This window comes from Dyadobacter sp. 22481 (genome assembly GCF_052044875.1).
GTDB lineage: Bacteria > Bacteroidota > Bacteroidia > Cytophagales > Spirosomataceae > Dyadobacter > Dyadobacter endophyticus.
This window is the reverse complement of sequence record NZ_JBQENV010000004.1, coordinates 47,308-71,001: the sequence shown is the minus strand read 5'-3', so window position 1 is coordinate 71,001 and position 23,694 is coordinate 47,308. Positions and strand designations below refer to the sequence as shown.

Here is a 23,694-nt window from a genome sequence, read left to right as displayed (position 1 = left end):
CTATAAATTGCCATATGCCGCTATTAGTAGAGCTGGATACATTTAACACCGGATCGGGTAACCTCACAGTCTTCGAAAAAATCATCCCCGGTACGATCAAACGCGTATTTTATATTTACGGCGCGAGTGAGACGCAGAGAGGTGGCCACAGGCATCACAAAACCTGGAATGCCCTGGTTTGTATTCATGGAAGTTGTCGTATATACTCCAACGACGGTGTAAAAGAAGAAATTTTCATTCTGGATAATCCCGTTTCCTGCCTGATTCTCGAACCCAAAGACTGGCACATTATGGATTCTTTTTCGGATGATGCGATCCTGTTGGTACTGTCCAATGAATATTACGACAAGGCCGACTACATCGACGAGCCCTATCCGCTGAATCAGCTAATCCAGACAGTATTTCAATGATCCCATTTCTGGATTTAAATCAGGTAAATGCCCCTTATCTGCAAGCGATCGAAGATGCTTCCCTCCGGGTGATCCGGTCGGGCTGGTACATCCTGGGCAATGAATTGAAAACATTTGAAAAGGCATTTGCCGCATATTGCGAAGCGGAGCATTGCGTGGGCACGGCCAACGGCCTGGACGCTATTACGCTGATACTGACGGCCATGGATCTTCCGAAAGACAGTGAGATCATCGTGCCTGCCAATACTTATATCGCATCGGTACTGCCGGTAAGTTACCTGCACCTTACGCCGGTTTTCGTGGAACCCGATCCGCAAACGATGCTGCTCGATCCTGCGTTGATCGAGCAGGCCATAACACCGCGGACAAAAGCGATTATCACAGTAGATCTTTATGGTAGAAGCTGCGAAATAGCAGATATTCTTGATGTGGCAAAAAAATACAGTCTGAAAGTAATAACCGATGCCGCTCAGGCACACGGAGCTACGCACGCAGGCAGGAAAGTAGGTGCCTGGGCAGACGCGACAGCATTCAGTTTTTACCCTACCAAAAACCTGGGTGCGCTGGGCGATGCCGGTGCCATCACGACCAATGACGCCGCATTGGCCGAAAAGATACGCTACCTGCGTAATTACGGCTCGGTGATCCGGTATCAGAACGAGTATCAAGGTGTAAATAGCCGTCTGGATGAAATGCAGGCCGCTATTCTTAGTGTAAAACTACCTTACCTGGATCCCGAAAACGCACGTCGACGGGAAATCGCCGGCCGGTATTTGCGGGAATTACAATGCCGCGACCTTACATTGCCGCCCGGTGACAGGCTCTCGGAAGATGCCTGGCATCTCTTTGTAGTGCGGCACCCGCGGCGTTCGGAGTTTATCGCGTTCCTGGATGCGCACGGGGTGCAGACGAACGTTCATTATCCGCAGCCTATTCATAAACAATTGGCTTACAAAGAATTTAAAGATTTACATTTGCCTCTCACAGAGCAGATCCACCAGCAAGTGATCAGTTTGCCGCTCAACCCGGTTCTAACGGATCATGAGGTGGCTTACATCATTCAAACCGTCAATCAATTCGATCGTCAATGAAGCTATCGGTCATCATTCCGGTTTACAACAGTGAAAAGACCATTCGGCCGCTGATCGAAAAGCTGCAAGCGACTTTATCAGAAATATCATTCGAAATCGTGATGGTCAACGATGGCAGCCACGACCGCTCCGAGCAGGTTTGCCGGGAACTGTCGGATGCCTACGCGAATGTCCGGTTTATCTCTCTTCGCAGAAATTACGGCGAGTTCAATGCGGTAATGTGTGGCCTCAACTGGGCTTATGGTAACTATTGCGTGATGGTCGACGATGATTTTCAGAATCCTCCGGAAGAAATATTAAAGCTGGTGGAAACGGCAGAATCGGGAGATTATGACGTTGTTTACACACATTATGCCAAAAAACAGCACTCTGTCGGCCGGAACATGGGCAGTAGGTTTGTCAACTGGCTTACGAGCTATCTTCTGAATAAACCCAAAGACCTGTATTTATCCAGCTTCAAACTGATCCGGCAGGAAGTTGTGCAGGAAATAATCAAATACCACGGTCCCTATCCGTACATCGACGGACTGATATTCCGGATCACCCGCAACATCGGTACCGTGCAGGTAGCGCACGAGAAGCGTGAAGAGGGGGCTTCCAATTACACATTACACAAGCTGGTATCCCTCTTTCTCAATATCCTGTTCTGCTACTCGTCACTGCCTATCCGTCTTTTTGTACCCATCGGCGTTGGTTTGTTCAGCCTGGGCTTTTTACTTCTGCTCTTTCTCACATTACAATGGATTATCGGTCCCGACCCTAAGGGCTGGCAGGTGGTAACGGCCACCATTATCTTCATTGGCGGCATTCAATGCATGCTGCTGAGTGTGCTGGGGGAATATATCGGCAAGAGTTTCATGGCGCAAAGCGGACAGCCGCAATATGTGATCAAATATAACAGCTCTGAACACGTATGATCGATAACCGGCTCGAATACCTGCGCATGTACGAAACCGAGCGCAAGCTGTGGTGGTATCAGATCCTCCACGGCAAGGTTTTGAGCCAGATCCGCAAACATTTCAGAGCGATGGACCCCGATCTCAAAATCCTCGATGCAGCTTGCGGTACGGGCGGGTTAATGTCTTTTTTAAAAGAAAATGGTTATTCCAACCTTCGGGGCTTCGATTATTCACAGCATGCCATCGATTTCTCGAATGAACGCGGACTGAATGTCGTCTTCGGCGATCTTCGGAATGTGGATGCATTCGAACCGGGTGAGACGTTCGACATCATCACCTGCAACGACGCGCTCTATTTCCTGACCGACGAAGAGATCGTCCGCGCACTGACCGCGTTCAGAAACCGCCTGAATCGCAATGGATTGATTATCATTAATATTCACGCATTCGAAGCCTTTTCCGGCACGCACGACCTCGCGGTAGGCAGTTCGCGACGATTCAAGCTGGAACAGTTCCAGGCATTCGGCAAAGCGGCCGGGCTGCGGATCGGTTACACTACCTACTGGCCATTCGCGCTTTCGTTGCCGATTCTGCTTGTGCGGCAATGGCAGAATTACCAGATCCGGAAGAAGAAGATCAATGTTGATCATCTCGATTCGGATGTCGAATACCCTGGCGATGCGTTGAATGCGGTTTTAAAGACCATTACCAAAGCCGAATCCGCCATTCTGGGTAAGGCACCATTCGGGAGCTCGCTCTTCATGACTTTCCAGCCGGCCTGATTTCCCTACTTTTTGGAATATCCCGACGAACTCACGGCATCAAACAGTGCTTTCGTTTTGGCAATGCCATCCTCTGCGTTGAGTGCGAAATACCAGAATACTTCCAAATCGCCCCGGTGCATTGCCTGGTTCATATCGCCGCTTTGCGATTTGTGGGCGGCTTTCACCCAGTCGGCGACGATCATATAGCTGTGTTTTTTATCCTCTCCGAAGCTGTGCGAACGGTCGAATTCGAAGACAGGAGCAGTTTTGAGGACATTGGTTTCGGGATAACCTGCAAGCCCGGTGAATTGGAAAGTGTACCCCTTATTTTGTGATTGGCCCCCCAATACAACCGGTTTCTTCGTGCCTTTATAACGCTGCACGGCCCTTATCGCGCTGATGGACGCCGTTTTGTGGTGCGCGTGCTGGCCCTCGTGCGGGATGAGGCAGAATACGAAATCATAGTTTCCTTTGGCCAGAATATTGTCGAGCTTTTTCTCCACGTAGGCAATATCCCAGTTCTTACCTTGTAAATAAGGCTTTTCGTCACGGTTGTAGTAATCGTCGAGCTGGTCGAGGAAGAAGAAATTGCCGATGCCCATCACCTCGCCGGAAGCCATGAGTTCTTTTTTCCGGATCAAGGGCAAATGCTTTCTGCCCGTGGCCGAATCAACCAGGTTCAGGCCGTAGTAGCTCGATGCTACCAGCCCATTGTAGCCGCCCGACGCGTCGGTGATTAATGCAAGGTCGGCAGAGCCTTTTAATTCACGGGTTACTTTAAAAACAGTCACCGGAAACATCGTTTCATCGTCCGGGTGCGCTGTAACGATCAGAACGCGCGGGCCTTGCGCATATGAGTTCAGGGAAAACAGCAATAGTAACAAAAGATAAATGTTTCTCATGCGATGATTTCGTTAGGTGATGTGTTGTAAAAATATCGATTGTTCAAATATTCATCACGCTCTTATTATCAAAGTTTTATGGATTTGAAACTCAACGGGAAAACTGCATTCATCAGCGGTTCAACACAGGGTATCGGCTTTGCCATCGCACAAAGCCTCTTGAAGGAAGGTGCCAATGTGATCATTAATGGCCGCTCGGAAAATAAAGTAGCCGATGCCGTTCAAAAACTAAAAGAATCATTGTCCGGCGGGACGCCTCCCGGAGCGAACGCCAGCGGTATTGCAGCAGACTTTTCCAAAGTTGAAGAAGTGAATGCATTGCTGGAACAATTACCGGATATTGATATACTTGTCAACAACGCCGGGATTTTCGAACCCAAACAGTTTACCGAGATCTCGGATGAAGAATGGTTCCGGTTCTTTGAGGTGAATGTGCTTAGCGGTGTGCGGCTTGCGAGGTATTTCTTCCCGAAAATGATCGCCAAAGACTGGGGCAGGATCATCTTCATTTCCAGCGAATCGGGCGTTAATATCCCGGAAGAAATGATTCATTACGGTACTACCAAAACTGCTCAGCTGGCGGTGAGCCGCGGTTTGGCGGAACTCACCAAGGGGACAAACGTGACGGTAAACACGGTAATGCCCGGCCCGACCAAATCGGAAGGGGTGGCCGATTTTGTAAAACAATTGGGTGAGGCCAATAATATGTCCGCCGAACAGGCCGAGAAGGATTTCTTCAAAAATGCACGTCCGACATCGCTTTTGCAACGTTTCGCATCGGTGGAGGAGATTGCCAACCTGGTAACTTACGTCGCGAGCCCGCTTTCGTCCGGGACCAATGGATCGGCTCTGAAAGTGGATGGCGGCGTGGCCAAGTTCATTATCTGACGCTTTGCATAGTCTGCGTTTTTGTACAATGATCAGAAAATATGCCAATTCTGGAACGTTCGTTCTGAAATAATTGTCTGATAGTCATGGCACGCAACAAAGCATTCGAACCGGAAGAGAGGCTTGAAAAGGCGAAATGCCTTTTCTGGCAAAAAGGCTACAACGCCACCTCCATGCAAGACCTCGTCGATACGATGGGGCTGAACCGCGGGAGTATTTACGACACCTATGGCGACAAGCATAGCTTGTTTCTGCAATGTCTGCGGAGTTATACCGAAGGCATGTTTGAAGACTACCGGAAAGTGGCTGAGGAAACGAAGTCGCCGATAAAGGCGGTAGAAAAGATCATCAGAAAGGCGGCGATCAGGACGGTGGAGGAGGAAAGGACTTGCCTAGGTGTGAAATCGACGTTCGAGCTGGCTTCGGTAGATGAGGAAGTGCATGCCATATTAAAACAAAATACCGCCCACCTGACGACCCTGCTGAGAGACCTTTTGAAAAAAGCGCAGAAAGCGGAAGAAATCAGTGGTAAAAGGGATCCGGGTATGCTGGCAAATTTTGTCGTATCGAATTTTACCGGTTTCTGGCAGACGTACCTGGTGTATGGTGATGGCGAGCTGGTAGAGCAGCAAGCCGAATTTTTAATAAAATCAATCAAAAAATAATATTTGTCCAATGGTGGAACAAGCATTCCATAATGACAATGCTTACGGACATGTCAGGATTAATTACAGAAATCGCAAATAAATCAGGTATTGTAAAAATCTACAAACAAGGAGCGCCTTCGGTGCTGGGTTACGAAAGAGAGACCATTACAGAACCAGGCCCGGGAGAAGTACGGGTGCGCCAGGAGGCCATCGGGCTGAACTTTGTAGACACTTATTACCGCGACGGCAAGTTTCCCGTCAAATCCTTTCCTTACACGCCTGGCGTGGAGGCCGCGGGCGTCATCGAGGCCGTTGGGCCGTGGGTAACGGAATTCAACGTCGGTGATCACGTAGGCTACCACTTCATTACCGGTGCTTATGCGGAAAGCCGCGTTGTATCGACCCAGCAACTGATCCATATTCCGGCGGGAATCACCTCGGACGAAGCGGCGGCTATTCTGGTAAAGGGGTTTACTGCCAGGATGCTCGTGAAGGCCGTCCATCCTGTTAAGCCGGGCGATGTGGTGCTCGTACATGCGGCCGCAGGGGGCGTGGGCACGCTCGTAACCAAATGGGCGAAGGCGCTTGGCGCTACGGTGATCGGAACGACGGGTTCGGAAGAAAAGAAGGAAGTAGTGCTTGCCAACGGGGCCGATTACGTTTTCCTGGCAGAATGCCGGGAGTTTGTACACTCGGTGCTGGAAATCACTAGTGGCCAGGGCGTGGATGTCGTGTTCGACGGGGTCGGAAAAGATACTTTCACCCATTCACTGGATCTGATCCGGAAAGGCGGTAAAATCGTACTCTACGGATCGTCGTCCGGTCAGCCCGAGCATATCGATCACGCGTTGCTGCGCGAAAGGTCCATTATAATGGCTACACCTACGCTCAGCGCATACATTACCGACCGCGAGGTGCTCGAAGAATATGCTGCCGACACATTCGGTGCATTCCAAAACGGGATATTCGAGAAACTGGCTATTACACGGTATCCGTTGTCAAAAGCAAATCAGGCGCAGGCGGATCTCGAAGCACGGAAAACAACAGGTTCCGTTATTTTGGTACCGTAATTTTTCGCATTAATTCAATGTTATGTCCAAGGTCCTCATTCAATTTGCACACCCCACTCACAGCAAATCCAATGTGCAGAAAACATTGGAAAAGTATGCCCGCAAGGTAAAGGGAGTTACTTTCAATGATCTCTATGAACATTATCCGGATCTTTTTATCGATGTCAAAAGAGAACAAGAATTGCTGGCAAAGCACGATATCGTCATATTCCAACATCCTTTTTACTGGTACAGCAGCCCGCCGATCCTGAAACAATGGCAGGATCTTGTGCTGGAATACAACTGGGCTTACGGGCCGAAGGGGCATGCTTTGAAGGGTAAAAAGATATTCAACGCGGTGTCGTGCGGGGGCGGGCGAGATGCCTATTCTGCCTCGGGATACAACCGCTTTCCCGTCGGGCAATATCTGCTGCCATTCGATCAGACGGCCCATTTATGCCGGATGGATTACCTGCCGCCTTTCGTAGTGCACGAAACTTACACGATCGAAGATTACACGCTGAAAGCCTGCGGCGAGCAATATGCCGAATTGCTGGACGCGCTCGTAAATGATCGCATTGATCCTGCGAAGCTGGCGGGAATAGAATATCTGAACGAACTTTTTCCACACTAAATAACTCTTAACGATGCAGCAATCCTTCTTTTTCCAGGCAATGATATACCTCGCAGCGGCGGTGGTGATGGTCCCCATTGCCAAACGGCTGGGGTTGGGGTCGGTACTGGGCTATCTGGTTGCCGGGGTGATTATCGGTCCGGCGGGTTTGAAATTCATTGGGATGGAAGGCCAGGATATTATGCACTTTGCCGAATTCGGGGTGGTGATGATGCTTTTTGTGATCGGTCTCGAACTCGAACCTTCGCGCCTGTGGCGTATGCGCAAGAATATTGCGGGACTTGGCGGCCTGCAGGTAGGTGTTACGACTCTACTGGTGGCGGGTATTGCCATGCTTTTGGATGTGGGCTGGAAAGAAGCGTTGGCGCTGGGGATGATTATCGCGATGTCGTCCACGGCTATTGTGATGCAGACCCTGAATGAAAAAGGCTGGCTGAAAACGATTGCGGGACAAAGTTCCTTCGCGGTGCTGCTGTTCCAGGATCTGGCGATCATTCCGATGCTCGCATTGTTCCCGTTGCTGGCTGATCATACCGGCGTGGCCGATGGGCATGGTGCCGGTGGCTCGCTGGTGAGCGCATTACCCGCCTGGCAGCAGACTATTGTGGTATTGCTATCAGTTTCGGCGATTGTGCTGACGGGGAAATATCTGTTAAGGCCGGTTTTCCGAATGATGGCTCGCACAGGGCTCCGTGAAATGTTTACTGCTACTGCATTGCTGCTTGTCGTGGGCATTGCGGTGCTGATGACCTCCGTAGGCCTGAGTCCGGCGCTGGGGGCGTTCGTGGCGGGAGTGGTGCTTGCCAATAGCGAGTACCGCCATGAGCTCGAAAGCTCGATCGACCCTTTCAAAGGCTTGCTTCTGGGATTGTTCTTCATTTCGGTAGGGTCTTCCATTGATTTTTCACTGGTTACTTCCAAACCGCTGCTGATCATCGGACTGGTGGCCGGGCTGATGTTGCTGAAAATGGCCATTCTCTTTGTTTTAGGCAAGATATTCCAGGTACGCAATGCGCAGAATTTCATATTCAGCATTGGGTTAAGTCAAATCGGCGAATTCGCATTCGTACTGCTCAGCTTCTCGGTTCAGCAAGGTGTTTTGGGGAAAGAAGTGTCTGACACGATGACGGCTGTGGTGGCGATCAGCATGGCTATGACGCCGTTGGCGATGATGGTCAATGAGAAATTTATACTAACCCGTTTCTGCCTGGTAAGCGCAGGTTTGCAGACGGCCCAGCGGCCGAGTGACGTGGAAGAAGAGGACAACCCGGTCATTATCGCCGGTTACGGGCATTTTGGGAATATCGTGGGGCGGTTTTTGCGTGCCAATGGTGTGGAAGCGACGGTTCTTGATAATGATAGTGATAATGTCGACTTCCTGCGCCGTATTGGTCTGAAAGTGTATTATGGTGACGCTACGCGCTATGAACTGTTGGACATTGCCGGTGCGGGCCGCGCGCAAATGATTATTATCGCGATCAGTGATGAGGAAAAAAGATTGGAACTGATTGAAACAGTAAAAAAACACTTTCCTCACCTGCACATGCTCGTACGCTCGACGAACCGCAATGATGCCTACGATCTCATGAACGCGGGTATGATGCATATTTACCGCGAAACGTTTGATACAAGCCTCCGATTAGGCGTGGATGCATTGAAACTCCTCGGGCATCGCGCACATGAGGCGACCCGGATGGCGAAGACGTTCTTTGTTCATGATGAGCGGACGTTAAAACACTTGTCGCGTATCCGGAACGACGAAGAATATATTCACGCGGCGCGGGAACATATGGAAGAGCTGGAAATGATTATGCAGGCGGATAGGGAAGCTGTCCACTTGAATGCCCTCGCCGGCTGGGACCGCAAAGCTGAGACGGAAACAGCCTGATCGTCTCAGGCTTCCTGATTTTCCACAATCCACTCGGTAGTAGCATTAATAGTGCCCATTTCCCAAAAAATGGAAGGGCTTAGTTCTACGCCGAGCCATTCCTGCAATTCGGTAGTGATGTCTACCATAAGCAGGGAATCCAACCGGTAATCGATGATTTCGGCGTCAAGGTCTACTTCGGAGGGGTCTATTTCCGCGTGGTGAGCAATGCGCTCAACTATCCAGCCGGAAATTTCGGTAAATGTTTTACTCATTTAGTTGATGTTTGTAACAAGCACTGAATGCTACGGTGAAAATAGTACTTAGACAGGTTTTTTGAAAGTGAACAGCTTTTTAAGTAACCGACATTAGTCTAGAATGCTCTTTTTGGCAAATAGCTCGCGTGCCTTGAGACGCTGGATTTTACCGCTTGATGTCTTCGGCAGCTTACCGGGCGGGATCAGGAGAATCTCATGAGGGATAAGTCCGAACGCCAATCCCACACTCTGCGCCATTTTGTTTTTGATCGACTTTTCATCATCCGGCGTTTGTGCTACGCGACGTACTTCACTCACGATCATCAATGCTTCGCCCTGTTCTGTTTCAACGGAGAATGCCGCCGCGGCATTAGGCTGGACATCCGGGTGGCTTCCACCCACCACCTCTTCAATATCCTGTGGGTAATAGTTGACCCCCCGAATGATGATCAACTCCTTGGTGCGGCCGGTAACAAAGAGTAAACCATTTTTTAGAAACCCTAAATCCCCTGTTCGCAGGTATGGGCCGTGACCGTCGCTCGTGTAAGCTCGAAAAGTTGCCTTTGTAGCATCGGGCTTTTCCCAGTAACCTGCGGCAATGGCATCGTTCTTTACCCATATTTCCCCTTCTTCTCCCTCCGGTAGACTCGCGTGGCTCGCGGGATTTACGATCGTCACCTCTGTAAATTCCACGGGAGGGCCGCAGGCGACAACTTCCTTGGCATTACTGAGTTTAAGATAGGTCATTGGAATGCCGTTCAAATGCAGGCTTACGGCCAGTGTAGCTTCCGCTAGCCCGTAGGACGGTACGAGGCTGTTTTTCTTGAATCCGGCGACTTGTGTGGCGGCGGCAAATCTTTCGAGGGTGGAAATCCGGATTGGTTCGGCGCCCACATAGAACACGCGCATCGAACTGAGGTCGAGCGCTTGCAGCTGTTCTGCCGGAATGCGTGCCAGACAATGATCGAGCCCGAAACCCGGCCCACCGCAAAAGCCGGCCTGGTAGGTGCTGATCGTCTGTAACAGCAGCGCAGGTTTGGTGATGAACAGCAGCGGAGAAATCACATAGCCCGTACCGCCGGTAAAAATCGGAGACAAAAGACCGTCAACAAGCCCCATATCATGGTAATGCGGAAGCCAGGTTACCGAGGCATCGTCTGCGGTGCGCCCGAAACAATTATTGATGGCACGCAGATTGGCCGTGAGATTGACGTGGCTGATCATCACGCCCTTGGGATGGCTTGTAGAGCCGGAAGTATATTGTAAATAGGCTGTGTCAACTGACTCCTTGTGCCGCCGGATAGCTCCTGGTGTCGCCGGCGCGGCCATCAGATCGTCGGTGAAAACCCATTCGGCATCATATTCCTGTAATGCCGAAGAAGCGGTGTTTTTGCGCTGAAACAGCATTTTATAGGTTTTAGCATTGGTAACGATCCCGGCGGCGGAACAATCGCGCATAATGCTCAGGATACGGCTTATACCAGGCTCGGAATAACTGATGGGCGTAGGCACGACAATAATGCCGGCATGGAGCGCGCCCAGGAACGAGCATATAAAGGCAGCTTCCGCGGGTAGCAAAAGGATAACCCTTGCATTGACGGGAAATTTGGCACTCAGCAGGTGAGACGCAGCCAACACGCGCTCATGAAGTTCGGTATAACGAAGTTGCTCTGCCAGCTCACCCTCTTTGCCAATGTAACCGTAGGCAAGCTTGTCTGGATGTAAACCGGCATTGGTTTTTAGTACATCAAGTATATCCATAAAACGCAAAATAAAAAGAAAAGGCCAGATAAAAGTGGCTTTGTGCACAGTATCAGGCCTTTTTTTATCTAAAGGTATTTCAATTATCGTCTGGATCCGCGATGACGGCCGTTGTTTCCATAATGGTCGTTCCGGCGATATTGTTTGCGGTAAACCCGGTTGTCGTGCCGGCGGTAACTGTGGCGGTCGGCATAGATAATGCGTCGCGGCGCCGGTTTTACTACCACAACACGCGGTGGTGGTGGTGCATTGTAATACCTGTAACTATGCCGGTAGCCGTAATCATAGCCCGGATCATAAGAGCGGTAGGTACAGGATGAAATCGATATAGCTGCGACCAACGTCATGACGACCGACAGCAAAATTCTGTTTGTTTTCACAGTTCTAGTTCGTTTTGTACTGTTTCTAGAACGAATTGGACGGCCTAATAGTGCCGTTAGAGGGGAGTTGCCAGTGCTTTTGAAGAGTTATCCACATTGTTAACAACGCTTAAATGTAGCTTAACCGGCTGAAAATGTAGTATTTTAGAGGTTGTTAACAAGTTATACACATTTGGTATGTGGATAACTTGTTAACAAATATTAGGCTATGCTTCTACGTCGTAGATCAGTACCCGCTCCCAAAGATGCGCGCAATCCTCGATGAATTTTTTGTGCAATGGATGCACCTGGTATACGTCATGCGCAGCCTCGTCTGCGAAAATCAGGACCTCCGCGAAATCATAGGTGGCGTCGATAACCGGACGGCGGGTGGCAGCAGGCGGGCCGATATAGGCCGTTTCAATGGATTCGATCGCTTCGAGTGATTTGATGCCGGCGAGTAGGGCTTGTCTTGCTTCTTCGTTGTCCTTCTCCTTCAACCAGAAGAATACATTGTGGATAAACATGGATAATGGTTTATGGTGTTAGAAATTGATTTAAGGATTCAATTGATTGACGACATCGTCCGTTTTTGCCTCCGGCAATTGCTGGTGGTACGCTTTTTCGAGCTTGAATGAAAAAGTCGTACCCTTTTCCGGCTTCGACATGACGGCGATTTTGGTGTCGTGGGCGTTCAATATATGTTTTACAATGGCAAGTCCCAAACCCGTACCGCCGATTTCTTTGCTCCGGCTCTTATCGATCCGGTAAAAACGTTCGAAAATGCGGTTCAAATGCTCGTGCGGGATGCCGGGGCCATTGTCCTTTACCTCCACTTCGATGTACTTTTTGCTCTCGCTGAAATGAACAATCACTTTGCCGTTATCATGGCCATATTTGATGGCGTTTTCAATCAGATTGAGCATCACCTGTTCCATCCGGTCGGCGTCGGCCTTGATCCAGACTTCCGGCATGTCGTCCGGTTTGACTTTCAATGACACGTTGCGGTTTTTGGCAATGTGTTCGAGCCGGCTAAAAATACCGAGGGTAAGCTTGCGGAGATCTGTGGGGATGATATTCATTTTGATATCTCCGGTTTCCATCTGCGAAAGAACGAGGAGATCCTTCACCAGCACGTCGAGGCTGTCGAGGTTATTGGCGGCTTTGCGTAAAAAACGTTCGCGGACTTTTTCGTCATCCATGGCGCCGTCGAGGAGCGTGTGGATAAAGCCCTGTGCGGCAAATATCGGTGTTTTGAACTCGTGCGAAACGTCGGCAAGGAACTCCCGGCGGAACAGTTCCAGCTTTTTCAGCTCATCGATCTCCTTTTGTTTTTTGGTTACATAAACAAAAATCTCATCGTTGATCGTCTTGAGTGGGTTGGATTCTCTGATGAGCTTCTTGCGCGGGGCCATATTGAAATCCCTCATTTTTAACTTATGGATCGTGCGGTACATTTTGTTCACCTCGCGGAAAACAAGAATATCGACGGCGTAAAGCACGAGGAAAAACGAGGAAATAAAGGAAGAAATAGCCGAAACGAAGAGCATCCCCTTCGAAACGCCATCCACAAATGCTAGAAATGTGGTGGTAATGAGGGATATCAGGAACGCCAGAATGACGGCAATGAAACGGGGACTTAGCGACATCGTACTTTAAAGCTTGCCGGATGCGGGAACATATTCTCCCGCATCCGGCGAATCAGTTGAAATTTAGCCTTAAAGTTAACACTTTGGAACCGTTTTAGATTCGGTTTCACCTCCGAAGTGGCTTGTTAAGAAATTGTTAAGCGACCAAGGTGTATCGCCAAACCACACATGACCTTTCCTGACCTTTTAAAATCCCCCGCGGTACTTATATGTGCTCGCGACCTTATCTATCGCCACAATGTACGCCGCAATCCGGAGTGACACTTTGTATTTCAGGGACGTTTCGTACACTTTGTCGAATGCGTCCTTCATAATACGGTCGGTACGGCGATTGATGCGTTCGAGCGTCCATTTATAGCCGATCCGGTTTTGTACCCATTCAAAATAGGAAACTGTAACGCCGCCAGCATTCGCAAGAATGTCGGGCACCACCATAATGCCCTTTTCATTAATAATATCGTCGGCTTTGGCGGAGGTAGGGCCGTTGGCACCTTCGACAATCATCCGTGCCTGAATGCTGGATACATTTTTGCGGGTAATTACATCCTCTTTCGCAGCCGGTACCAGCACGTCGACAGGCAAAGTGAAAAGGTCGTCGCCGGAAATGAGCTCGGCTTTGGTATAACCTTCTAAAGAACCCTTGTTGGCGTCGCGGTAAGCAACGGCGTCGGCCACGTCGATTCCCTTATCATTATAATATGCGCCCGAAATATCGCTGATCGCGTGAATGGCCGTACCGCGCTCTCGAAGGAGCAGGGCCGCGTGTGAACCGACATTACCAAAGCCCTGAACCGCCGCCGTGGCACGGTAAGGGTTAATGCGAAGCTTTTCCATGCCCGCCAATGCGGATACCATTACGCCCCGGCCTGTGGCTTCGGTGCGCCCCAGTGAGCCACCGAGTACGAGCGGTTTGCCGGTTACCACGGCTGGGATCGTCATGCCTTTTGATTTGGAATACTCATCCATGAGCCATGCCATTTCGCGCGGGCCTGTGCCCATATCCGGTGCGGGAATATCCTGGTCGGGCCCGAAAACGTCCAGCAATGCCGTCGTGTATGCGCGCATGAGGCGTTCGATTTCACCGGCCGACATTTCGCGCGGGTTGCAGGCGACGCCGCCTTTGGCTCCGCCATAAGGAATATCGACCACGGCACATTTCCAGGTCATCCAGGCCGCGAGTGCGCGCACTTCGTCCAGGTTCACATCGGGATCAAACCGGATACCGCCTTTGCTGGGGCCGAGAATGGTGGAGTGGATTACGCGGTAACCTTCGAAAGTCCGGATCTCACCGGAGTCCATGGTCACCGGCAGCCCCACTGTTACCTGTTTGCGGGGTACTTTGAGGATATAATACATTTCTTCTGATATTCCGAGGAGGTCGACGGCCTTATCAAATCGCTGCATCATTGACTCCAACGGATTGTCCTTATCCTTAATCGGAGCCGGTTCTATGTAAGACATCATTTGATATTTAAATTGTTGATATTGAAATGGTTAGCTCAAATGTGCTAAGTTGGTTATACAAACTACGTTATTTGTTACTTTAAAAACAAAAAACTAATTTTTCTTGAAATAGTAATAAAATAATACCGGCATAGAATGTTCCACGGGAGTAACAAACATTAAAATTATACCACAGGTTTTGGCAGGAATCCCAAATTTTCTGGTTGGATCGGGGTAAATATTGAAATGCAGAAAAAATAAAAAAAGGAGGCAAATAATTGCCTCCTTTTCGGGTTTGGAATATCGGGCTTGGATTAAGCCATTTCCATTTTGGACGCGTAGCGCTTGCGCTCGTTCTCGTCCAGGTATATTTTCCGCATACGCATGCTGGTAGGCGTTACTTCAAGGTATTCGTCTTTCTGGATGTATTCCATGGATTCTTCCAGAGAGAAGTTGATTTTCGGTGCGATACGCAGGCCATCGTCCGTACCGGAAGCACGCATGTTGGTCAGTTTTTTCGCTTCCTGCAAGTTTACAACGATATCGTTCGGGCGGTTGTGCTCTCCGATAACCTGTCCACCATAAATTTCATCCCCCGGCTCTACAAAGAAACGTCCGCGGTCCTGCAATTTATCGATGGTGTAACCCGTGGCAGGTCCTGTATTTTTTGAGATGATAGAACCACTGATACGTCCCGGGATTGGTCCGCGGAATGTACCGAACTCTTTAAAGCGGTGCGTCATTACGGCCTCTCCTTGGGTTGAAGTCAACACGTTCGAACGAAGTCCGATCAAACCTCTTGAAGGAATGAGGAATTCAAGGTGCTGCAAATCTCCTTTCGGTTCCATGATGAGCAATTCGCCTTTACGTTGTGTCGCTAATTCGATCACCTTACCCGCAGTTGCTTCCGGAACGTCTACCACCAATGTCTCGATCGGTTCCAGACGCTCGCCGTTTTCATCTTCTTTGAAAAGAACCTGTGGCTGGCCTAATTGCAATTCGTAACCTTCGCGACGCATGGTTTCGATCAATACCGACAAGTGAAGGATACCACGTCCGAAAACAAGGAATTTATCTTCAGTATCCGTAGCCTCTACGCGAAGTGCAAGGTTCTTTTCAGTTTCTTTCATCAAACGGTCACGAAGGTGGCGTGATGTAACAAACTTGCCTTCCTTACCGAAGAATGGAGAGTTGTTGATCGTGAAAAGCATGTTCATAGTAGGCTCATCCACGGCAATACGAGCGATTGGCTCAGGATTTTCGAGATCAGCGATTGTATCACCAATTTCGAAATCTTCAATACCCGTTACTGCGCAAATATCACCTGCTGAAACTTCCGCCACTTTCACGCGGCCAAGTCCTTCAAATGTCTGAAGTTCTTTTACTTTCACTTTCTTGATCACACCGTCGGCTTTGCAAAGCGACAATGTAGACCCTTCTTTGATTGTTCCTCTTTTCACACGACCGATGGCGATACGGCCAACGAATGCGTTATAGTCGAGAGAAGTGATTTGCATTTGCAATGTACCTTCGTCGATCACCGGCGCAGGAATGGATTCGATGATCGTATCCAGCAAATAGGTAATGTTATCAGTTGGGTGCTGCCAATCCGGGCCCATCCATCCTTGTTTTGAAGAACCATAAACGGTAACGAAGTCCAATTGGTCTTCGGTAGCGCCCAGGTTGAACATCAAATCAAAAACGTTTTCCTGAACTTCTTCCGGGCGGCAGTTTTCTTTGTCTACTTTATTTACAACCACGATCGGTTTCAGCCCTAAATCGATGGCTTTGCCCAATACGAAACGGGTTTGCGGCATCGGGCCTTCAAATGCATCGACCAGCAACAATACGCCATCCGCCATTTTAAGTACGCGTTCCACTTCACCACCGAAGTCTGCGTGACCTGGTGTATCAATTACATTGATTTTCACATCTTTGTAACGCACCGATACGTTCTTGGAAACAATTGTAATCCCACGCTCACGTTCCAGATCGTTGTTGTCGAGGATCAGGTCGTCGAACTCCTGATTGTCGCGAAACAGCTTTGACGCGTGGATGATTTTGTCGACCAAAGTCGTTTTACCGTGGTCAACGTGCGCAATAATTGCGATGTTACGAATGGCTTGCATTGTTTTATAGATCAGTTGTTTACGGCGTTGCTACGAATTGGTAAAAACTACGCGCAATAGCCGTTTGGCTTTTGTCTGGATGTAATTTGGCCAAACAGGGTGCAAATGTACGCACTTTTCCTCTGAATAACAGTATTTTACAATTAAATAATTGTTATCCCGTGAAAAACAGCCTTTAAGCTAAAAGAAGTGCAAAAAGGAAAAGAAAATATTAAAAGGGTGCAATTTCCTTTTCAGACATGCGGTATAGGTTGTCAGGATCAAAATCGACGCCATTATCCCAGACCAGCGTTCCGTAGGAATCCAGCTTCACGGATTTGAAATAATCCGCATCGGACAATCGGCTGTTCAGACCGTCATTTATCCTACGGTATTTCTCAATTATCGCTTTCAGGTTCACAGTCCTTACTTCGTCAGTGTTGAAAAGGCAGGTCACTGCGTAATCTTGTATAGTAACGATTTTTTTGATGTAGTAAAGCATGTCTATTGAAGTGGATCAATCTTGTTATAGCTTTTAAAATCCTTGCCCAGATTGATAAAGTTTTCCAATAACTCTTTTTGGTGGATTAATGCCCATGCCTGAACCAGTTTTAGTTGTTTTGGAGGGAGATAGCCGTCCAGCAGCATTGGATTTTGAATGTCGATGATCGCCCGGTGTTCCTGAAACTCTGCATGAAAATGGGGGGATTGTGGTCATCAAAGTACATTCTGATGATAATGCCGAAAAAGCGGCTGATTTCTGGCATTGTATAGTGTGCATGTTTTGTTATTCAAAGATAAGAAGAATTGGGGTAACCAGTCTATTTTGCATTCGCTTTCACGTTTCGTTAATTTGTAAGGATTGAAATACCTTTAAACCACATGATGAACAAGAACATACTGGCTGGGCTACTCCTCTTCTCTATCAATACTTTGGCATTCGCACAGGAGCGCCTGCAGGATGATGCAGCCAAATATGCGGCGGGCATAACGCCGGCCGATCTCAAAAAGCACCTCGTGATTATCGCTTCCGACAGCCTGGAAGGGCGTGATACCGGTTCTCCGGGCCAGAAAAAGGCGGCGGAATACGTGTCGAAGTACTATAAGCAATATGGATTGCAGCCCATTGCGACCGATGCCGACGGCTCGAAAAGCTATTTGCAAAAATACAAGCTTTATAAACGCAGCTGGGGAGAGGTGTATGTAAAGTCGCATGGCAAGAAGTATGAATTCAATAAAGACTTCTATCTAAACGGATTGCTGGATGTTCCTGAGGAGATCAGTACCGATCTCGTGTCGGTAGGTTATGGAATAGAAGACGGAAGTTATAGCGATTATGCCAGTATCAATGTAAAAGGCCAATCCGTGATAATATTCGATGGCGAACCCAAAGCTCCGGGTGGAAAATACCTGCTCAGCGGCAATTCGGAGAAAACCAAATGGAGCGGCCCGGTTTCATGGCAGGTAAAGGCTAAGCTGGCCAGGGAAAAAGGTGCTAAGTATGTCTTCATTATTACCGACAAAACCGGCGAGGACCTGGACAAGGAGATCCGTCAGCGTGCGGTAATGGCCCGGAGATTCAGTGCACCCACATTAAAACCGGTGCAGGAGAACCCTTTGGGAACTGCTGCGTTTGTGTTTTCAGCGAAGAGGGCGGCAGAAATGCTGGGAACTTCGGTGGCAGAACTCATGAAACTGAAATCCGAGATTGATAAGTCGGGTAAACCTGTCCTCGAAAACTTCGCGAACACGGTTTCCTTGAAAGTGGGCCGCGTGAGCGAAACGATCGATACCGAAAATGTGGCCGCATTCATGGAAGGTACCGACAAGAAGGATGAGGTGCTGGTTATCAGTGCGCATTTGGATCACATCGGTATTTCGGAGAATGGAGAAATTAATAATGGCGCTGACGACGACGGGTCGGGTACAGTGTCGTTGCTGGAATTGGCGGAAGCATTCAGCAAAGCCAAAGCCGAGGGTAAAGGACCTAGAAGAAGCATTCTTTTCCTGAATGTTACCGGTGAAGAAAAGGGACTCTTTGGTTCGGAATATTACGCTGAAAATCCGCTGCTGCCTCTTAAAAATACGATCGCCGACTTGAATATCGATATGATCGGCCGCGTGGACGAAGCACATAAAAATGATCCGAGATACGTTTACCTGATCGGTTCCGACAAGCTTTCTTCAAAACTGCACGAGATAAGTGAGGAGGCCAATAAGAAATACGTGAACTTAAAGCTCGACTACACTTTTAATGATCCGAAAGATCCCAACCGCTTCTATTACCGTTCCGACCATTACAATTTTGCCAAAACGGGTGTTCCGGTAATTTTCTATTTTACAGGCGTTCATGAAGATTACCACCGTCCGGGAGATGATGTTGAGAAAATTCTCTTTGATAAGCAATCGGAGATCGTGAAGCTGGTATTCCATACCGCATGGGAATTGGTGAACCACGACGAGCGCATTGTGGTGGATAGTCATAAGGAGTAGTTTTGGAGGAAAGGGAGGAAGGAGGAGGGAGGAAAGGGAGGAAGGAGGAGGGAGGAAAGGGAGGAAGGGGAGGAAAGGTGGTTTTAAACTAATGACTGAAATATGAATCGGGTTTTGATGTTGCTGGTTTTTTGTGTGTTAAGCACAACCTCACGGGCGCAGGTGCCTGCGGAAAATTCGCTGCTTTGGGAAATCAGCGGTCGTGGGTTGGCAAAGCCTTCATATTTGTTTGGGACGATTCACCTTATTTGTCCAACCGATTTCTCGCTTAGTGATTCCTTGAAAAGCACCATGTCGCGCACGCAACAGGTGGCGTTGGAAATGGATATGGACGACCCGGGCATGATGGCCGGAATGATGAAAACAATGAACATGGCTGCCGGTAACGAGTTGAAAAAGCTCGTTACCGAGCAGGAATATCAGCGGCTGGACCGTTTTTTTAAAGACTCGGTGCACGTGGGTCTGGCCATGTTCGAGCGGGCGAAGCCGTTTGTGCTAATGGGCCCGCTGTTCAATACCGTGCTGGATTGCCAGCCGCAATCTTATGAAATGGCGCTGGTAGAACTGGCAGGCAAGCAAAAATCCGAAGTGATCGGTATCGAGACGCTCGAAGAACAAATGGCCATTTTCGATACAATTCCCTACAAAGATCAGGCGAAAATGCTCCTTAACCTGATCGACAGTCTGCCGTCGGCACGCAAAGAGTTTAGAAGCCTCATCGCATTATACAAAGCTCAAAACATCAACGAACTCTACGGAATGACGCTGAAAAGCGAATTCGGAATGGAGGGCAACGAAGAAGTCATGCTCTTTGCTCGCAACCAGAAGTGGATCCCGCGCATACGTAGGATCGCCAGTGCGAAACCGACCTTTTTCGCTGTTGGTGCAGCACATTTGGGCGGGGAAAAAGGGGTTATTGCTTTATTGAGGAAGGAGGGGTTTACAGTGAGGGCGGTGAAGTGAAATAGATCCAAGGGAAGAATACAAAAATAGCACCTCAAAACGCCGAAATCCACCGCGTCAGCCACTCGGGGCTGAAAAACAGCATCAACAAGGCTACCAGAAATAATCCGGCGATGAGCTTGCCGGAAGCACTATTATTTGTGCTAACTGCCTCGGCTCTTACCGTTTTGAAAAACAACAAATAAGGCAACCGCATATAATAGGCAAGCGAAATGGCTGCATTCAGAATCCCTCCGACGAGCAGCCAGAGCATCCAGGTCAGTTCCTGGTCGTGATAGCTTTCCCAGAGGGCCGAAAATACCAGTAGCTTCGAGGTAAAGCCGCCGGTAGGAGGTAAACCAGCTAACGCAATCATTACTACCGTCAGAATTCCGGAAACCCACACGTAGTTGCGGCCGAGGCCTTCGTAGTCTTTGAGTTGGGTTTCTTGCCTTGGTTGTAAAAGATCTACGAGGAAGAATGCGGCGAGGTTGATGACGAGATAGGCAGTGGTGTAAAACACGGCAGCTTCGAAACCAAAACGGCTGTATGCGGCAATACCAACGAGCAGGTAGCCGGCTTGCGCAATAGAAGAATAAGCTAGTAAACGGCGTGCATTAGTTTGCCAAAGGGCCGCCACGTTCCCGATGGTCATGCTGATTAATGCGATTCCACCCAAAACAGGGAAATATTGGGCCGGTAAAATTCCGGCGAGGCGCATGAGTACCAGTATCACCGCCGCCTTGGGCGCCACGGACAGGAATGATACCAACGGTGTTGGCGCAGCTTCATAAACATCGGGCGTCCAGATGTGGAATGGTACGAGTGAAAGCTTGAAGAGCAGGCCGGCGAGCGTTAGTACAATGGTGACCGTTACCACGAGGTCGGTGTTGCTGCTGAGCGCGACGGTCATGGCGTCGTTGGTAATATCGAGCGTGCCGGTGAGGCCGTAAATCAATGAAATGCCATAGAGCATTACCGCCGAACTGGCCGTCCCAAAGAGCAGGTATTTAATACCGCCTTCGGCTGCTTTTTTGTATGGCGACAATGCGACGAGCAGGTACGAGCTGATCGAAATCAGTTCCAGCGAAAGGTAAATCGATAGCAGGTGTGTGGACATTGTCAGCAAATGCATGCCAGTCACAGCGGCTATCAACAATGCGTGGTATTCGGGCGGGAAATCGTATTTTAGAACGCGGACGTGCAATAATGTGAAGATCCAGGCCAGTGTGATCAGGATTTTGAAAAATACGGCCTGCCTGTCGAGGAACAGCAGCGGTTGAAATCTGAATGAAGGTTCAGCATTCCATTGGCCGATAACTAACAATAGGGTAATCAAACTGCCAAACAGCGCTACATTTAGCAAATAAGATATAGATTTTTCCTTGCCAAAGCGCTTGGTAAAAATCAGTTCAGTGAGCAGGAACAGACAAAAAAATACGGCCAGAAATATTTCAGGAATGATTCCGCCCAGGCTCTGGCGTATATGTATGAGCTGATCGTTGATGTTCAAGAGAGCAGGTACAATTTTTGTGCAAAAGTACGGAAACAATCCAGCCCTTCGGCTTTCAAACTTCGAACTTATCAAATTAACCAACTTAAATCATGAAATATCTGCTAAGAATTTTCTCGCTGGCATTCTGCATCATGAGCATTCAGGCAAACGCGCAGGATTCGACGGGACTGGCGGGAACGCCTTATCAGGAGACGCAACCGGCAGCGGGGGGAAAGTCCCCTTATCTCTTGAAGGAGTGGTATTCGGGGACAGTGAGGACGAGCGACGATCGCGTTCATGACGGCGTCCAGCTCCGGTACGATTACGTGAAAGACGAGGTGGAATACAAAGCCGGTTCGAATGTCTACCGCGTTTCGAACGGTGTAACCGAATTTTCGATCCCAAGCGGCGTAGAGCTGTACACTTTCAAAAATGGTTATCCGGCAGTGGAAAATCAAACTGACAAGAGCTTCTACCGTTTGCTTTACGATGGGAACACCAAGCTTTTGAAAAAATACACGAACCCCATTAAGGTAGAAAAAGCCAGCGCCACTAGGGAAATGGACGCCGGCGCTAAGTTGTATTTGTTGAAAGATAATAAGATGAACCCGGTGCAGCTCAATAATCGAAACAGTTTTCTAAAACTGCTTACCGACGAGAAAAACAAGCTGAACTACGTGATCAAAGAACAACAGCTGGATTTTGCAGGTGAAGATGATCTGATCCGCCTTTTGGAAGAATACGATTCGTACAAGGCGGGTCGCGGGGGCAACTAACCTACTTTTCTACAATCCAGCGGTTCACGCTATTATATTTGCCTTCGAGCACGATCTTGAAAAAGCCGGATGGATATTTCGAAATATCTATTTCGGCTTTTTCGTTGGTAACGCCCACTTCATCCATCAGGTAATAAAGGTCGCGGCCGCCTTTTTCGAAATGATTCGTCGTTGTGAGCCAAATCTTAACTTTTCCTTCCTTTTCAACGGCTTTCCATGAAATATCGATCTTGCCCGACGATTTCTGTATTACGGGCGCTGTTACCGAAAGTTTTCCCGTAAATGGAACCCCGTCGACTTCAAATGCCTGTTCTTTTGGAATATTGATATCCATATGCCTCGCTACGGTCGGGAAGATGTCGACAATGCCTGGTGTGGATTTAAAATTAGGGTTCAGCCCTTTCGCGTTGGTGACGATCCAGGTGCCGCGCTCACGGTCGCTCTGGCCGCCGTGTCCCTGACCGGTTTTGCTATCGCGGCCGTGATCAGTGGTAACTACGATAAGCCAATCTTCATTGAAGCTTTTTTCGCGGTAGCTAATGGATTTCCAAATGCGGCCCATCTGAGCATCCATCATTTGAATGGCCTTATGAAACTGTTCGCTATCGCCGTACTTGTGACCCATATCGTCGGTATATTCGAGGTAAACCCACGACATGTCGGGGCCGTTGTCGTGAATGTAAGCAGCCGCTTCGTCCACAACTTTCTCATCGATTTTATGAATGTACTCGCTCTGCTTATCGTGTTTGAAGTGCACGGTATCGAGTTCGAATCCATCAAATGAATAATCGATTTGCAGTTGCTCAGTTTGCGGCAGATTGGTACCGACGAGCTTAGTCCGGTTGTCGAGCCAGGTCGAGAAAATGGCAGTCCGTTTTTGTGGATATTGTTCTTCAAGAAAGCGAAACAGCGTCCAGTAGTTATAATTAGGGTCTTTGATATCGTTATCCCAAACATTATGCTTATTGACCCATGTGCCGGTCAGAAGGCTGTTGTAACCTACCGCGGAAATGGTCGGAGTTTGCGAGTAAGTGCCTTTGCCCCCACCTACGTGTGCACGCGTGTAGCCGCCTACCTTCGCGATGGCGTCCAGATGTGGCGTCGCGATCTTTTCCTTGCTGTCGCTGGAAATGCCATCCACAATTATAAAGACGACTTTTTTGGGTTTACCAGCCTGGGATAGTGCATCCGGGACCATGATTGTGGCTGACATCAGCCAAAGCAGAAAGGAAAAACGGGTTTTCATAAATTGAATGACTG

24 protein-coding genes are annotated in these 23,694 nt (G+C 48.9%); 12 read left to right on the top strand and 12 right to left on the bottom strand.

Going from position 1 to position 23,694, the window contains the following annotated elements:
• The first annotated feature begins 14 nt into the window (after positions 1-14).
• From ACTJJJ_RS26340 to ACTJJJ_RS26325, 4 genes are read left to right on the top strand one after another with little or no spacing between them, the layout of a single operon-like run.
• On the top strand, positions 15-410 hold the full coding sequence (locus ACTJJJ_RS26340; protein WP_188938466.1) for a sugar 3,4-ketoisomerase: 396 nt from the start codon (positions 15-17) through the stop codon (positions 408-410).
• Entirely contained in the window at positions 407-1,501 is a 1,095-nt protein-coding gene (locus ACTJJJ_RS26335) for a DegT/DnrJ/EryC1/StrS family aminotransferase (RefSeq protein WP_440703529.1), read from the top strand. Before ACTJJJ_RS26340 ends, ACTJJJ_RS26335 begins: the two co-directional genes overlap by 4 nt.
• On the top strand, positions 1,498-2,418 hold the full coding sequence (locus ACTJJJ_RS26330) for a glycosyltransferase family 2 protein (protein WP_440703528.1): 921 nt from the start codon (positions 1,498-1,500) through the stop codon (positions 2,416-2,418). The genes ACTJJJ_RS26335 and ACTJJJ_RS26330 overlap by 4 nt, the downstream gene beginning before the upstream one ends.
• On the top strand, positions 2,415-3,182 hold the full coding sequence (locus ACTJJJ_RS26325) for a class I SAM-dependent methyltransferase (protein ID WP_440703527.1): 768 nt from the start codon (positions 2,415-2,417) through the stop codon (positions 3,180-3,182). Before ACTJJJ_RS26330 ends, ACTJJJ_RS26325 begins: the two co-directional genes overlap by 4 nt.
• Positions 3,183-3,187: 5 nt before the next feature.
• Here ACTJJJ_RS26325 and ACTJJJ_RS26320 read toward each other — a convergent pair whose 3' ends face one another.
• Positions 3,188-4,066 (bottom strand): PIG-L family deacetylase, encoded by an 879-nt coding sequence (locus ACTJJJ_RS26320; RefSeq protein WP_440703526.1) that lies wholly within the window; start codon positions 4,064-4,066, stop codon positions 3,188-3,190.
• A gap of 78 nt (positions 4,067-4,144) precedes the next feature.
• On the opposite strand from ACTJJJ_RS26320, the gene ACTJJJ_RS26315 reads away from it, so the two are divergent.
• The 5 genes from ACTJJJ_RS26315 (at position 4,145) to ACTJJJ_RS26295 (ending at position 9,172) form a co-directional block, all read left to right on the top strand.
• Positions 4,145-4,954 (top strand): SDR family NAD(P)-dependent oxidoreductase, encoded by an 810-nt coding sequence (locus tag ACTJJJ_RS26315; protein ID WP_426292233.1) that lies wholly within the window; start codon positions 4,145-4,147, stop codon positions 4,952-4,954.
• 86 nt (positions 4,955-5,040) lie between these two features.
• The gene (locus ACTJJJ_RS26310) at positions 5,041-5,619 is read left to right on the top strand and encodes a TetR/AcrR family transcriptional regulator (protein WP_440703525.1); all 579 of its coding nucleotides are present in this window, start codon (positions 5,041-5,043) and stop codon (positions 5,617-5,619) included.
• A gap of 50 nt (positions 5,620-5,669) precedes the next feature.
• Positions 5,670-6,671 carry a quinone oxidoreductase family protein gene (locus ACTJJJ_RS26305; RefSeq protein WP_440703524.1) on the top strand — a complete coding sequence of 334 codons (1,002 nt, stop codon included), beginning with the start codon at positions 5,670-5,672 and terminating at the stop codon, positions 6,669-6,671.
• A gap of 22 nt (positions 6,672-6,693) precedes the next feature.
• Entirely contained in the window at positions 6,694-7,284 is a 591-nt protein-coding gene (locus tag ACTJJJ_RS26300) for an NAD(P)H-dependent oxidoreductase (RefSeq protein ID WP_188938458.1), read from the top strand.
• 13 nt (positions 7,285-7,297) lie between these two features.
• Positions 7,298-9,172 (top strand): monovalent cation:proton antiporter-2 (CPA2) family protein, encoded by a 1,875-nt coding sequence (locus ACTJJJ_RS26295; protein WP_188938457.1) that lies wholly within the window; start codon positions 7,298-7,300, stop codon positions 9,170-9,172.
• A gap of 5 nt (positions 9,173-9,177) precedes the next feature.
• Here the strand turns inward: ACTJJJ_RS26295 and ACTJJJ_RS26290 are convergent, their stop codons facing one another.
• From ACTJJJ_RS26290 to ACTJJJ_RS26250, 9 genes are all read right to left on the bottom strand, one after another.
• Positions 9,178-9,426 (bottom strand): acyl carrier protein, encoded by a 249-nt coding sequence (locus tag ACTJJJ_RS26290; RefSeq protein ID WP_188938456.1) that lies wholly within the window; start codon positions 9,424-9,426, stop codon positions 9,178-9,180.
• A gap of 93 nt (positions 9,427-9,519) precedes the next feature.
• Entirely contained in the window at positions 9,520-11,169 is a 1,650-nt protein-coding gene (locus ACTJJJ_RS26285; protein WP_440703523.1) for a fatty acyl-AMP ligase, read from the bottom strand.
• 83 nt (positions 11,170-11,252) lie between these two features.
• Positions 11,253-11,549, bottom strand: a complete 297-nt coding sequence (locus ACTJJJ_RS26280) for a hypothetical protein (RefSeq protein WP_426292229.1) — start codon at positions 11,547-11,549, stop codon at positions 11,253-11,255.
• Between the two features lie 206 nt (positions 11,550-11,755).
• Positions 11,756-12,055 carry a Dabb family protein gene (locus ACTJJJ_RS26275; protein WP_440703522.1) on the bottom strand — a complete coding sequence of 100 codons (300 nt, stop codon included), beginning with the start codon at positions 12,053-12,055 and terminating at the stop codon, positions 11,756-11,758.
• 30 nt (positions 12,056-12,085) lie between these two features.
• Complete coding sequence (locus tag ACTJJJ_RS26270; RefSeq protein ID WP_188938452.1) at positions 12,086-13,177, bottom strand: sensor histidine kinase; 1,092 nt, start codon at positions 13,175-13,177, stop codon at positions 12,086-12,088.
• 186 nt (positions 13,178-13,363) lie between these two features.
• On the bottom strand, positions 13,364-14,638 hold the full coding sequence (locus ACTJJJ_RS26265) for a Glu/Leu/Phe/Val family dehydrogenase (protein ID WP_188938811.1): 1,275 nt from the start codon (positions 14,636-14,638) through the stop codon (positions 13,364-13,366).
• A gap of 296 nt (positions 14,639-14,934) precedes the next feature.
• A complete protein-coding gene (gene typA / locus ACTJJJ_RS26260; RefSeq protein ID WP_188938451.1) occupies positions 14,935-16,749 on the bottom strand; it encodes a translational GTPase TypA in 1,815 nt (604 codons plus the stop codon).
• Positions 16,750-16,960: 211 nt separating this feature from the next.
• Positions 16,961-17,230 (bottom strand): DUF2442 domain-containing protein, encoded by a 270-nt coding sequence (locus ACTJJJ_RS26255; RefSeq protein WP_440703521.1) that lies wholly within the window; start codon positions 17,228-17,230, stop codon positions 16,961-16,963.
• 2 nt (positions 17,231-17,232) lie between these two features.
• On the bottom strand, positions 17,233-17,376 hold the full coding sequence (locus ACTJJJ_RS26250) for a DUF4160 domain-containing protein (protein WP_440703520.1): 144 nt from the start codon (positions 17,374-17,376) through the stop codon (positions 17,233-17,235).
• A 234-nt stretch (positions 17,377-17,610) separates the two neighbouring features.
• Here ACTJJJ_RS26250 and ACTJJJ_RS26245 point away from each other — a divergent pair, with 234 nt between their 5' ends.
• On the top strand, positions 17,611-19,221 hold the full coding sequence (locus ACTJJJ_RS26245) for a M28 family peptidase (RefSeq protein ID WP_440703519.1): 1,611 nt from the start codon (positions 17,611-17,613) through the stop codon (positions 19,219-19,221).
• 102 nt (positions 19,222-19,323) lie between these two features.
• A complete protein-coding gene (locus ACTJJJ_RS26240; protein WP_440703518.1) occupies positions 19,324-20,184 on the top strand; it encodes a TraB/GumN family protein in 861 nt (286 codons plus the stop codon).
• Between the two features lie 34 nt (positions 20,185-20,218).
• Here ACTJJJ_RS26240 and ACTJJJ_RS26235 read toward each other — a convergent pair whose 3' ends face one another.
• A complete protein-coding gene (locus ACTJJJ_RS26235) occupies positions 20,219-21,676 on the bottom strand; it encodes an NADH-quinone oxidoreductase subunit N (RefSeq protein WP_440703517.1) in 1,458 nt (485 codons plus the stop codon).
• 92 nt (positions 21,677-21,768) lie between these two features.
• On the opposite strand from ACTJJJ_RS26235, the gene ACTJJJ_RS26230 reads away from it, so the two are divergent.
• On the top strand, positions 21,769-22,434 hold the full coding sequence (locus tag ACTJJJ_RS26230) for a hypothetical protein (RefSeq protein ID WP_426292223.1): 666 nt from the start codon (positions 21,769-21,771) through the stop codon (positions 22,432-22,434).
• Position 22,435: 1 nt separating this feature from the next.
• Here the strand turns inward: ACTJJJ_RS26230 and ACTJJJ_RS26225 are convergent, their stop codons facing one another.
• Entirely contained in the window at positions 22,436-23,680 is a 1,245-nt protein-coding gene (locus tag ACTJJJ_RS26225) for an alkaline phosphatase family protein (RefSeq protein WP_440703516.1), read from the bottom strand.
• Positions 23,681-23,694: the final 14 nt, after the last annotated feature.